The sequence below is a fragment of the Paenibacillus sp. Y280 genome (assembly GCF_056786335.1).
Genome location: NZ_JBXCIW010000004.1, coordinates 190,477 through 203,069 on the forward strand (window position 1 = coordinate 190,477; position 12,593 = coordinate 203,069).

11 protein-coding genes are annotated in these 12,593 nt (G+C 46.4%); 5 read left to right on the forward strand and 6 right to left on the reverse strand.

The genetic code is table 11. The features are described from left to right. Positions 1 to 98 precede the first annotated feature (98 nt). Genes AC1TPC_RS07045 through AC1TPC_RS07055 form a run of 3 tightly spaced genes read right to left on the reverse strand, consistent with a single transcriptional unit; the run spans position 99 to position 3,656 of the window. Positions 99 to 1,205, reverse strand: coding sequence for a Ger(x)C family spore germination protein (locus AC1TPC_RS07045; protein ID WP_482066155.1), 1,107 nt, complete (start codon positions 1,203 to 1,205; stop codon positions 99 to 101). After that, positions 1,192 to 2,301, reverse strand: coding sequence for a GerAB/ArcD/ProY family transporter (locus AC1TPC_RS07050; RefSeq protein ID WP_482066156.1), 1,110 nt, complete (start codon positions 2,299 to 2,301; stop codon positions 1,192 to 1,194). The genes AC1TPC_RS07045 and AC1TPC_RS07050 overlap by 14 nt, the downstream gene beginning before the upstream one ends. 20 nt (positions 2,302 to 2,321) lie before the next feature. Beyond that, positions 2,322 to 3,656, reverse strand: coding sequence for a spore germination protein (locus AC1TPC_RS07055; RefSeq protein WP_482066157.1), 1,335 nt, complete (start codon positions 3,654 to 3,656; stop codon positions 2,322 to 2,324). 853 nt (positions 3,657 to 4,509) lie between these two features. Here AC1TPC_RS07055 and AC1TPC_RS07060 point away from each other — a divergent pair. Both AC1TPC_RS07060 and AC1TPC_RS07065 read left to right on the forward strand, forming a co-directional pair. After that, a complete protein-coding gene (locus AC1TPC_RS07060) occupies positions 4,510 to 5,673 on the forward strand; it encodes a sensor histidine kinase (protein WP_482066158.1) in 1,164 nt (387 codons plus the stop codon). 1 nt (position 5,674) lies between these two features. Further along, a complete protein-coding gene (locus AC1TPC_RS07065) occupies positions 5,675 to 6,361 on the forward strand; it encodes a response regulator (protein ID WP_482066159.1) in 687 nt (228 codons plus the stop codon). A gap of 114 nt (positions 6,362 to 6,475) precedes the next feature. On the opposite strand, the gene AC1TPC_RS07070 is transcribed toward AC1TPC_RS07065, so the two are convergent. Next, positions 6,476 to 7,660, reverse strand: a complete 1,185-nt coding sequence (locus tag AC1TPC_RS07070; RefSeq protein ID WP_482066160.1) for an MFS transporter — start codon at positions 7,658 to 7,660, stop codon at positions 6,476 to 6,478. A 368-nt stretch (positions 7,661 to 8,028) separates the two neighbouring features. Here AC1TPC_RS07070 and pepT point away from each other — a divergent pair, with 368 nt between their 5' ends. The 3 genes from pepT (at position 8,029) to AC1TPC_RS07085 (ending at position 11,545) form a co-directional block, all read left to right on the forward strand. After that, on the forward strand, positions 8,029 to 9,261 hold the full coding sequence (gene pepT, locus AC1TPC_RS07075) for a peptidase T (protein WP_482066161.1): 1,233 nt from the start codon (positions 8,029 to 8,031) through the stop codon (positions 9,259 to 9,261). A gap of 175 nt (positions 9,262 to 9,436) precedes the next feature. After that, a complete protein-coding gene (locus tag AC1TPC_RS07080; protein WP_482066162.1) occupies positions 9,437 to 10,621 on the forward strand; it encodes an NAD(P)/FAD-dependent oxidoreductase in 1,185 nt (394 codons plus the stop codon). Positions 10,622 to 10,660: 39 nt separating this feature from the next. Beyond that, a complete protein-coding gene (locus AC1TPC_RS07085; RefSeq protein WP_482066296.1) occupies positions 10,661 to 11,545 on the forward strand; it encodes an RNA polymerase sigma-70 factor in 885 nt (294 codons plus the stop codon). Here AC1TPC_RS07085 and AC1TPC_RS07090 read toward each other — a convergent pair. Together AC1TPC_RS07090 and AC1TPC_RS07095 are read right to left on the reverse strand one after the other, a co-directional pair. Next, positions 11,542 to 11,700: a helix-turn-helix domain-containing protein gene (locus AC1TPC_RS07090; protein ID WP_482066163.1), complete on the reverse strand. Its 159-nt coding sequence runs from the start codon at positions 11,698 to 11,700 to the stop codon at positions 11,542 to 11,544. The genes AC1TPC_RS07085 and AC1TPC_RS07090 overlap by 4 nt on opposite strands. A gap of 128 nt (positions 11,701 to 11,828) precedes the next feature. Further along, a complete protein-coding gene (locus AC1TPC_RS07095; protein WP_482066164.1) occupies positions 11,829 to 12,563 on the reverse strand; it encodes a cupin domain-containing protein in 735 nt (244 codons plus the stop codon). Positions 12,564 to 12,593 lie beyond the last annotated feature (30 nt).

The following is a 12,593-nucleotide window of genomic DNA, read 5'->3' on the forward strand; positions in this document are numbered from 1 at the left end:
GAAAGCGCTTCGCTTTCCATGATGAATCTGAAATTCAAATAGAGGGATACGCTCTCTGGTGTCCCTCTTACTCCGAATGCTTAGCTTGACGTCAACTGTCAGCCTTTAATCAATCCTTTATTTTTTAGCTTGTACTCAACCCGAACCTTTATCTTGAGATCAGGATAAGCTCGCTTCCACACTTTCCATTCCCCGAGGTTGTCGACACTTCGAGAGCGGAAGCGCAGTCCGAAGCCAGCCGGGTCCAGATTGGCCCTGCGCATCTTATTTAGGAAAGCCTCCACTTTTTTCGTTATCACTTTCGAAACAGCAGCTTCGTATTTTTTGTCTGGTTCCTCCCCAAGTTTATTCAACTCCTCAATGATCCCTTCCATTTTAATATTCATATGGATTTCCTTAGGCATTCCATTTTTTTTCAAAATGGTGAATTTGCTGGATAAGCTAATCAAGTCCGTAACAAAATCCATACCTTCGGCTTGTATATGCAAAATCTGATTCGTAAAGTTATAGGAAACCATATTATTGATCATCGTCTCTTCAGGAGACAACACCAATTTGGCTCTCAAAGACTGCCCCTTCTCGATTACAGCGGCATTTTGAATAAAAAAATCATTGTCCTTTGGGCTGATAATAGGTAAAACAGGGTCCAGTCCTTTTTCCGTTGTTTTACGGTAAAAGTCAGCGAGCTTGACCGTAGTGATGAAGCTGGAATTCGTACCCGTTCTATCGAATGCCAGAAAAATATTGTTGGCAGGAAACCGCTCTGAAGGGGGCTGAAGGTCTAGAATGGTTTTCGCGTCGGGATGGCCAATCGTAACGTATGCTATTTTTTGAATGTCGCGCCTGCGAATGGTCCAATCTACGATGGGCTTAAGATTGCTTCTGGCTAATGACTCACCGAATACGATCGCCTTTGCCTGCCCGAACTCCAGCTCCAAGCCGACGTTCGCCTTGATTTTAGAAACAGCAATGGCAATCGTATCCGCCTCGGCGGATTTGACGACGACCCCTTTTTGCTTTTTCTGTGACTCCGGGCTTGGATCGGATAATTTCAGTGAAACGACAAATTTATTTCCCTCCTTAGCCTTATCAATCCCTATGGCCACGACAAAGAAACGTTTATCGATATCCCGAAATCCGCAGCCTGACAATACGAAGCAAAGACAAGACAGACAGAGCAGCAAACGACACTTAGCCGACTTCAATGCTTTTTTTCTCCTTTTTCTTCAGTATGACGGCGAGGAGCATGATGGACACCAGCAGTACTTCCAGAAAGACACGGCTGCTTAACCAGTAAACGCCTATTTGATATACAGCTTGATCGTTCGTGAACATGCGCAGAACGAATGGCATAGAGGCAAACACTAGACAAATCATCACTTTGTGCTTAACGCCTACCTTTTTTCCAAGCTGCTCTTTTAACATGCTGCCAATCAAGTCAAACGTAACTTTCCAGTGCACAATGACGTTGATTACGCCAGTCATAATATAAATAAACAAAAAGATAAAAAAGACACGCTCGATAACGCCCATTTGCATGCTTAACGAATCGGTCGACGAAATGAATGGATGGTTAAAGCTCGCAACCCCTTCCGTCCCCAGAAGGCCAATCGGTATAAAAAAAGCAAGCAGCATCAGCAGCAACATGCCAAACGGCACCAGCCATAGATGCTTCCCCTTAAAAGGGGGGTTGAAGTCTTTGTTGAAAATAGTCATGTCGGTATATCCGGTGAAGCAATACGTCGTAACGCCAAAGGATAGTAGAGTTGGCATGGTTACCTTCTGCATACAAATCTCAATCACGCCATCCCAATTGAATTGGGTGTCCATGATGGAACGAACGAATACAAACAGCAGCATCGCTACAATAAAATAAAAAAATATTTCTAAACCATAAAGAACGGCAACACTTTCAAATAGAATGACAATGATAAATACAGAAATATATAGAAGCAGCAGCAGAAAATAAGGGAAATTCGGATTTATGAATATTTGGGTGATATCCGCTATTCCGGATAGCATTAAGACCCCTGATGAATACCAAGCCGGAATATATAGGAGCAAAACGGCATACTGTGCCCACTTGGGGAAATACGATTTCAAAATTTCGGCCAAGTTGAGTTGAGGGAAGTGCCGAAGCGTACGGCTAAACAAATAAAACATCGTGAAGCCGAATGGCAATGCGAGCAAAATCGCGAATATAGCTCCATGATACCTGTCCTCCGTCAAAATGCCTGGCAGGAACAAGATGACGTTCGATATGGCATTAATGAATAGCAAATAATAAAAATACCGATTCATTTGCACTTCCCCCTTCTTCGCTATTTCTTTCCGGTGAGTACCTGCATATAGGGATTGCCTTGCGTGCGGAGATGGGCGAGATAAAATACGAGCACGACAATGCCAGCCACTATTCCGCTCAGCCCAAACAAGACAGCGAGTACAACAAACGGATATTTCAATACCCTCACAGCCATTGACATGCTGGTATTAGGTATAATGTAATTTCCAATCGCAACCGCCGCTACGATAATGACCATAATATTGCTGACCAAACGGGCTTCAGCAGAAGCTTGACCAAGGATCAGACCGCCAACCGTCGTGCCGGCCGGTCCAATAACTTTCGGCAAACGAATGCTCGCTTGCGATAGCATCTCCATCATCAGCATCATAATAAGCACCTCGATAAACGTCGGATAAGGTACCATTAATCGGCTTCCGGCAATCGTCAAGGCAAGCTCAATTCGTAAAAACTCGGGATTAAAGGACGTAATGGCAATATATAGCCCTGGCAAAAGAACGCTGATCGCCATTCCAAAATAACGGATCAGCAGCAGAAAATAACGGATGGGACGCATGTAATATAAATCATCCATAGCTGACATGAAATCAAAGAAAGAAATAGGAGCGATGAAAGCCAGAGGTGTACCTTGAACGAGCAAGACCACTTTTCCTTCCAGCAGGCTTTTGACTACTCGATCTGGACGCTCGCTCATCAGCACTGCAGGGAACACGGTCCACTTTTCTTCTGTCAGCATTTTTTGGAATTGGTCGATCCGCTCGATTCCATTGCTAATCCGCTGCAGCCTGTTGCGAAATTTAAGCAGTTGCTCCTCGTTTACACTTTGCTCGTCAAAGAGAAGGGCAACAGGAATCTTCATCCGCTTTCCGACCTGTGTCTCTTCGGATACAAGCGAGTTTTGGAGATAGCGCTGCCGGATCATGTCGATATTAATCGAGATGTTCTCGGTGAACGAGCTTGTTGGGCCGAGCAGGACAGTCTCCAGCTCAGATTCCGATACCGAAACTTTATCGAAACGTTTGGCATCATACAGAAATAATGCACCCTCCATGCAAATGGCAACGGAGCCGTTCCACATTTCTACCACTGCCTGCTGGGCGCTCTCTGACTCCGTGCAGTTCGGAATAGATTTAAGAAAAGCTTGATATTGCAAGATCCCTTCCAATCGAAAAAAAGGATCAATCACGTTTTGATTCATATCTTGCGGATCGCACAAGCCGTCAAAATATAACAAAATAGCCTTTCGCCCATCCACTAGCAGCTCTTTGGAGATGAAGCTATTCGTTTGACCGATTGCTTCTTCTATTTTTTTGGCCATTTCGTCCGCAGTATAACCCGCTATGCCTGTACCCATATAAACTCTCCTTTTATTGGTATTAGCGGATAGATTTCTGAATAAGTTGCCCGAATAAGCTGTCGATTATTCCCTTCTTGCCATATTTGCTCTATTCCATAGCAAAAAAACAGGGCTGTCCCCAAAATCCATAAAAGGATTTGAGAACAGCCCCGCAATCTATTTGATTCAACAGCCAAAATTCCGTTATGTACACCAAGATAAAAAAAGGAGTGACTAATCCCATTTCGGCTTCGTTTTTATTTTTGCCCTGAATATACGTTTTGACTTTTTTTTGTTCCCCAAAATTCGTTTAATCCCGTAGATCATCAGCTTATATCGCATCTCATCATCGTAGCCTAATTTTCTAAGCTCTCTAAAGAAAAAACCATTCAGTATGGTCATCATCTCCCTCAAAGCCTGCGAACGAGCCTACCCGGCTATGTTCAATCGAAAGTGCCCAGTACATGGTTGAACAGCAAGGAAAATAATTCCCGTACCGATCGAATGCCCATCTTTCACCATTCAAGCCTTCAAAATCCGGACGATCGGAAAATATAAACTCAAACCGAGAAGAATGCAACCTAATACGTTCCATAAAATTAGAAACATTGTACACGTCTCCTTTGAAATCTTATTTTCATCTGTAGAGGAATAGACAGTCTATTATTATAGTCTTTTATACCTATTCAACATGATACCGTTAGACTTATCCTCATTATATATGATTCTAAAGTCCTGCGATAGATGAATAAGTTCACTAGAAAAGAAGATTTATGGTCATTTTGTGACATTATTTTCAAGTTTATATGACTTTAGTCACACATATGATAGAATAGATTATAAATATATTTACCCATGCGAGGGACAACTAGTGGATACTCAATTACTCAAAAAAATAAATCTAGTCTCGACTATGTTCGTCGTCATAGCAACCGCCGCAACCTTGCTCCATACGGCTGTGTTTTCGATTGGACTGTGCTTGATCGCATGCGCCTATATTGCCGTTCTCCTGATTCGTGACTACATCTTGAAGCTTGACTTGCAAAGCGTGAAAGGCACTCTATTTTTATTTTTTCAACTCGCATTAGCATTCCTTATAGCGATTATGTCGGAAGACTTTTTTGCACAAGTCTATATCTTAATTCTCATAGGCGAATTCACCTTTCATCACTCTAGAAACCATTCGATTCTCTTTACGACTTTGAGCTATTTTTCCTTCGTGCTAAGCCTTAGGATTTTTCAGCAGCCCCCACTCTATGAAAAAATTTTCGATTTTATGCCTCGGGTCATCGAATACTATGCCATTTTCGGGATAAGCTTACTCGCCAAAATTGCTTTTCAACAAAAAAACCAATTAGCGAAAGACAATGAACAGCTGCGGATCGCTTCGATTGAATTGGAGCGGAAAGCAAAGCTGCAAGAACGAACGAGAATTGCACGCGAGATTCATGACTCGGTAGGACATACGCTAACCTCAGCCTTCGCGGGGCTGCAAACAGCATCACATGCGATCCAAAAAAATCGTTATGACATTGCGCAAGAGATGATCGACCGAACCAAAGAAAATATTCTCAGCGGCCTGGATGATGTTCGAAGCTCCGTCCATCTGCTGCGCGAAAACATTCCTGGTCATCAGTTCTTACCTGAGCTCACGGGGCTGATCGAGGAAACGAACAATCAAGCCAACGTGCAAATTACATATGAAATAGATGCGTCGATGCCTGAACTGTCACCCTTGATAGAGTTAACCATTTATCGTGCCTTGCAAGAGGGCCTTACCAATGGCATTCGGCATGGTGCAAGCACCAAATTCCACTTCTCATTGACCCAGCATAGGGAGCATATCGAATTTAGGCTGACTGATAATGGCAAGCCGCCTCTTCAAATCGTTCCCGGTTTTGGCCTGAACGCCATGCTGGAGAGAGTAAAGGATGTTCGAGGCGAGCTGTCGATTACGAAGAATCGTCCAGCCAGCGGTGTAACCTTGGCGATCACGATACCTATGCAAGTGAAAACAAACGAAAGGAGTGAGTAGATTGTCGAAAACAACCATTCTAGTTGCAGACGATCAGCCCTTAATCCGCGATGGTTTGGCAGCTATTCTAAATATGGAAGACAACTATAGCGTAGTAGCTAAATCAGGTGACGGCTTGGATACGATAGCGCAGGTACGATTGCATCGCCCTCAGCTTGTGTTGATGGACATCCATATGCCAAAGCAGGACGGCTTGGAAACCACCAAACAAATCCGAACGGAATTTCCGGATACGAAGGTGCTGATTTTGACAACCTTCGAGCAGGAAGAGTACATCTGGGAAGCGATACGTCATGGGGCTAGTGGATTTTTGGTCAAAGGGATTGAGACCGGGAAGCTTCTTTCTACGATACAGGACTGTCTAGATGGGCGGATCAATTATCCGCTCAGTATTCAGCTGCGGCTTGCTCAGGCGATCCAATCATCAGAGCAGCATGAAAAATCATCACAAGAAATAAGGGAGCTGCCACTGCTTGATCAACCACAGGAGCAAAAGCTGGATCTTCTGACCGTACAGGAACGAAACATTGTAAAAATGCTGAAGCAAGGGAAGTCTAACCAGACGATTGCCTCTGAGCTTTTCTTGACCAAGGGTACCGTAAAAAATTATCTTAGTACCATTTACAAGAAGCTGAACGTCTCCAGTCGAGCAAAAACTATCGCTTATCTTCACGAAAATGATCACTAATTTCTCAAATAACCCCTATTATCTCATGCAAAGTATGCGAGTGCTTGCGATTGCAACGAACAGGGGCTGTCCTGGAATCCATTAAAGATTCCGAGAGCAGCCCCAATGTTAAACCTATTCAATGATTTTCTTGGATACGAGTGTGAAATAAAGAAAAAACACACCGCAAACGATTCCTATAAAGCCATACCCGCCAAAAACATCATATTGGGATGAGAAATATCCGAAGCCCAATCCAGTAATGATGAGAACCGCATTTTCCCCTAAAGATTGAAAGGAGCCCATCGTCGCCCTCATGGAGGAATCGATCCGGTGATGCAAGTAACCTGCAGCCAGCGGCTCGATCATCCCGGCAAGCAAGCAGATGATGAACATGGCAGAAAGTCCGCTGAAATCTTTTATTACCGACAAGTAGATGAAGCTTACAGCTAAAACCGCAGTTACTCCTGCCAATAAAAAACGGTAATTAAATTTATTCTTCAGCCTATATGCCAGCATACTGCCCGGAAGTCTGACAACAAATAGCGCTGCCGAGAACAAGCCGAAATAAATAACCGGAATTCCCAATCTGTCCAAATAAGTCTGCCAGAACTCATCGATGAAATTGATCGCCGCGCCTGTCACCATGCCCGATAGAACAACGAGCAGCACGCCTTTGTTATCTCTAAAGAAGCGCAAAGATGCTGTCATATACACCTTTATCGGAATCTGCTCATCCTCATCCTCCTGCTTGCCTCCAGCTCCAGCAGGCTCAATGAGCATAAGGGTGAAGCACAGGGAAACAAGCATACTGACGAAGGATATCCAATAATTAAACGAATACCCAAAGCGGCCTGCCAAGAAACTCCCGCACAGAGCAGCAATCATGATCGAGGAAATATCGAGCGCATTCATGCGGCCCACATATTTTTCGAACGATTGCGCCTTCCCCTCGGACGCCAAAGAATCGTAGAGCAGCGCGCTCTCCGCACCGCTGCTTGCAGAGCTGCCAATCGCCGCCAGAAAAACAACAAGCGCGAAATGCCAAAACTCCGTTGCATACACCAAGATAAGAAATTCAAAGCAGCCTAATAGGGCTGACAATACGATCATATGCTTCCGACCCCACTTGTCGGCCATAATTCCTGTGGGGATCTCGAGCAATACAATCGTCACTGCAAAAATAATTTCCGTGAAGACGACCATTTGAATGGTCATGCCTCTCTCTTCCCAAAACAATCTCTCGATGACATAAGCAGGAATCAAATTGTAAAAAAACCGGATCGCGTAAAGCTTCCAAACATTCGGCATATAGCCCATGGTGCTGCTGCTCCTCTCATTTATGGTTGAAGGCTTCTCAACCGACAAATGGAGGGGCACGTGATCGATTTGGGGTTAAGGCTTAGCTGGGAGCCCTTGCATTGGCATGTGTCATTGCTTCTTCCCCTTTGACCGTTTAGTTTTTCACTCATTCTTGGTTATAATTAACCCTATTATATCGCAATTCGAGGAAATCATCTCTTATTTCATGCGCATGAACGAGTTGTTCAGCGTCATTGCTCCAGCTTGTTCAAAAAAGCAAGAACGGCTGTTTTCAACTGCTCCAGTCCTGGCTGTTTTTTGGATGCTGCCTCTTTTTTGTATTATACTTTGTACTATAACTAATTGTACTGGAGTTGAGAAAAACAATGAAAACGGAGATTATATCCCGATTTATCACTTATGCACAGGTTGAAACTCAGTCTGATGAGAGCGTCGATACCTGCCCCTCTACGCCCGGACAGCTGGAGCTAGGCCGTATGCTGGTAGAAGAATTGAAAGCAATCGGCATGCAGGAGGTTGCGATGGATGCGAATGGCTATGTCATGGCAACTCTTCCGGCCAATACGGATAAGGAAATCCCGACCATTGGCTTCCTTGCCCATGTCGATACCGCTACCGATTTCACCGGTGCTGGGGTAAAGCCTCAAATTATTGAGCAATACGACGGGCAGGACATCATCTTGAACGTAGCGCAGCATATCGTGCTGTCGCCGAGCGATTTTCCGGAGCTGGCCGGCTATAAAGGCCATACGCTAATTACAACAGACGGCACGACTCTGCTTGGCGCAGACGATAAAGCCGGCATTGCCGAGATCATGACAGCTATGGCCTATCTCATTCAACACCCCGAGCTGAAGCACGGCAGACTGAGAGTTGCCTTCACTCCGGATGAAGAGATCGGCCGAGGCCCGCATAAGTTTGATGTCGCCGCCTTTGACGCTGTTTATGCTTATACGATGGACGGAGGTCCGCTTGGCGAGCTGCAGTACGAGAGCTTTAACGCGGCAGGCGCCGTCATTACGTGCAAAGGCAAAAACGTTCACCCCGGCACAGCCAAAGGCAAAATGGTCAACTCCGCCAAAATCGCTATGGAGCTTCAAGCGAAGCTGCCCGTGAATGAGGCGCCTGAGCATACCGAGGGCTACGAAGGCTTCTACCACCTGAGCTCCATTCAAGGCGACGTTGAGCAGACGCAGCTTCGTTATTTGATTCGCGACCATGATCGCAGCAAATTTGCCGAGAGAAAGCAAGAGCTGACTCGCATCGTCGATGAGCTGAAGGCGAAATACGGGGAAGAGCGCTTGGAGCTTGTCATCAAAGACCAATATTTCAATATGGGCGAGAAAATCGAGCCTGTGAAAGAAGTCGTCGACATTGCCGAGCAAGCGATGAAAAATCTCGGCATCAATCCGATTATTCAACCGATTCGCGGCGGTACGGACGGCTCCCAGCTATCCTATATGGGACTTCCGACACCAAATATATTTACAGGCGGAGAAAATTATCATGGCCGCTATGAATATGTTTCGGTTGATAATATGGTACTCGCGGTTAAGACGATCATCGAAATCGTCAAGCTTTATGAGCAAAAAGCTTAAGCGCAAATAAGGCATTCAGTATGCCCATATTTAACAGCTCAGGCTGCCGCATTCGATTGCGGCAGCCTTTTTTGCCATCGCGCTCCCTCCCTTCTCACCTTGGCGAAAATGTCGATGTCACAAATTAATCGGCTTCCTCGTTATATGTGCAAATCGCTGCAAGGAGCTGGTTCATATGAAAACATTGACATGCATTGTTGTCGGAGGCGGCTATGCTGGAATCAATACTGTCAAAGCTATACGTGAAGCTTTAGGGGAAAGCGCGCATGCGCAAAACCTCCGCATCATCCTCATCGACAAGCAGACCTACCATCTGCGCAAAGTATTGCTATTCAAGCCCGCTGCTGCCGAGGCTGACATCACCATGCCGCTGGCGAGCCTATTTAATGAAGGCGTTCAATTTGTTCAAGGTACCGTAACGGCTGTTAAAGGCAAAGAGCAGCTGCTGCTGTACCTAGACGAAGCAGGCAATGAGGCCATCTTGAGCTATGACCTTCTCGTCATGGCGGCAGGCAGCATCGTTAGACAGACCGCTCCCGAGCAAGGCGGCATCGCTTTGACTGGCCTGGAAGCAGCAGCGTTGATCCGTGCAGCTTGGCTCACGAACCTGCGGCAAGCCGCACATGAGACAAATGCGGAAGAGAGGCAGCGATTGCTTACTGTTGCCGTTGCGGGGGCGGGAATTAGCGGCATTGAAACCTCCGCCGAGCTGGCTCATGCCGTCCGTGCAGAAGCCGCAAGGCTCGCCATGGATGCCAATGACGTAAAGATCTACCTGTTGAACGCACAATCTCGGCTATTCCAGGAAGGACCATCCAAGATGGGACGCAAGCTGGAGCATGCTTTAAGAGACCTTGGCGTTACGGTCGTTCACGGGCAGAAGGTTCTGCGCGAGAATGAGGGGCAGCTAGCTATGTCCGGTGGCGGTGTAATTCCAGTCGGGCTATGTGTATGGGCGCTTGGACTGCAGCCGAACCCGATGCTTCGCAGCATGGGCCTGCCGATTACTGAGGAGGGCCAGATTATTGTGGATGCTTCCTACCGCGTGGCGGGTGCGCCAGGCGTATACAGCATCGGAGATTGCGCGCGTATCGGAGATCGGGCCAGCGGCCAAGCGGATCGAATGACATGCAAGGAAGCGTCCGCTCAAGCTGCAAGGCTAGGCAAAATCATACTCGCAGATTTGGAAGGAAAGCCTGCTCCCGCACATAAGAGCTATATGGATGTTTATTGTATTGGACTGGGGCCTGAGCAAGGCATGGTATGGACTAGACAATGGGGACTGGATATTATTTTGACTGGTAAGCTAGGCTGGAAAATCCGAAAATTCACTTGGGATATAGCGAGTCTGTTAAAATAGGGGTATCGGCAAGCTAAAGGGAGAGGAGTGGGCGCTATGATAGAAGATCTCTATGAAAAACATAAGGGGCTATTGTTCCGGCTTGCCTACCAGCTGACTGGATCAGCCGCCGATGCGGAGGATATCGTGCAGGACGTGTTCGTGAAGGCGCATGGCGCCGGTCTCGATCAAATGGCGCATCCGAAAGCGTACCTGTGCAAAATGACGACCAACCGCTGCCTCGATATGCTCAGATCCGCCCGCAAAAGGCGAGAGCTCTATATCGGGCCATGGCTTCCGGAGCCCATTCCGACCCCAAGCGAGGATATTCTCGAATTAGTCGTACACAGAGACTTGCTGTCGTATGCCATGCTCGTGCTGCTGGAGCGGCTGTCTCCGGCAGAGCGGGCAGTGTTTGTTCTGCGCGAAGCTCTCTGCTTTGAATACGCCGATATTGCCGGGCTGGTTGGCAAAAGCGAAGCGAATTGCCGCAAGCTGATCAGCCGGGCTAGAGGGAAAATGGGAATGGCCGATGATGTGTCCGTGCCTGTCGAAGAGGCTTCTGAGGAGTGGATAGGCCGCTTCCTCACCGCGCTCGAGCAGGGCAATGCAGGCGCCGTGCTTTCTTTGCTCTCGGAGGATGTTATGCTCCTATCCGACGGAGGCGGCAAAGTACTCGCCGCTATTCATCCCATCACCACGCGCGAGCGCGTTGCCCGGTTCCTATTCGGCTTAATTCGCAAAGCCGCTCAAGACGAAATGGACTTCCAAGTGGAGGTTGTCTCCTTAAATGGCCAAACTGGCTTTGCGATCCGTACGGGAGGACAAATCGATACAATCGGGCTCCTGCATATCGAGCAGGAAGCCATTCGCCATATTTACTTCGTTAGAAATCCGGATAAGCTGACGTATATCAAGCCGAATACGGATAGCCCTAATCATTAGGAAAGCGTCTCCCGAAACTTCCCCGGCGGGAGCCCTTTCCATTTCTTGAAAGCATTCTGGAAGGCGCTTGGTTCTGAGAATTGAAGCAGATAGGCGATTTCGGCAACGGTAATCATAGGATTCATCAAATATCGCACAGCAAGCCAAGCAACCATAGACCTGAATAGAAAAATAGCGGTACAGGAAAAGCCCCCTGTACCGCTATTTTTTCACTTCCAACATTCCATTCAAAGCGAGCTATCTTCCCAGCTAGCATACTGCTTTTGGGACAGCCTCTGATTTATTATCGATTACCATAATGATACTGGTTTTGTGGAAAGTACTGTTGTTGATGCTGGGGCATGACATTCGGCTGGTTAGCCATATTGGGATGTACCGTGTTGGGATGTACCATATTAGGAAGCGGCATGTTGGGCAGCGGCATATTGCTCTGCTGCTTATTGCTCTGCTTCTTATGTGCTGCTTCTACCTGTGCTCCTGCCACACATTCATCTGTAGGCCCAATAATGATCGTTTGATTATTTAGCGGCTTAAGCGTTTCCCTCAATAATTCAGGATCCAAGCAATACGTATGGGCAAGGACTTCTATTGGCGTTTTGGTAAGAATATCTGAACCGAAAATATACTCTGGATATGGAGCATCAAAGATAGCGAGCAAGTGAGTGTCATCGATTAGCGCCACTTCCCAATGCCACCAGCCCTGCGGAATATTGGCCACTTGTCCTGGCGTGATCGTAATATTGGTGAGTTGGTTGTTAAAAGGATTGATTAAGGTGACCGTCGCTTTTCCCGAAATACAATAAACGAGCTCTGCTGCATTTTGATGATAATGCGGTTCAACGACACGTCCTTTACTCAAATAAATATCAAGCATAGAAACGTTGCCCAGCGTATTTAGATTGTCACGGCCCAAACGGTTAATAAAATTTTCATTGTTTCTAGTCATTAAACGGTTCTGATTGATATCAAAAAAATACTGTAGACCTGGTTTCGTATACTCCACGTAAGGATCAGTCAATTGTAACAACTCCAATTCCATCGTAATCAA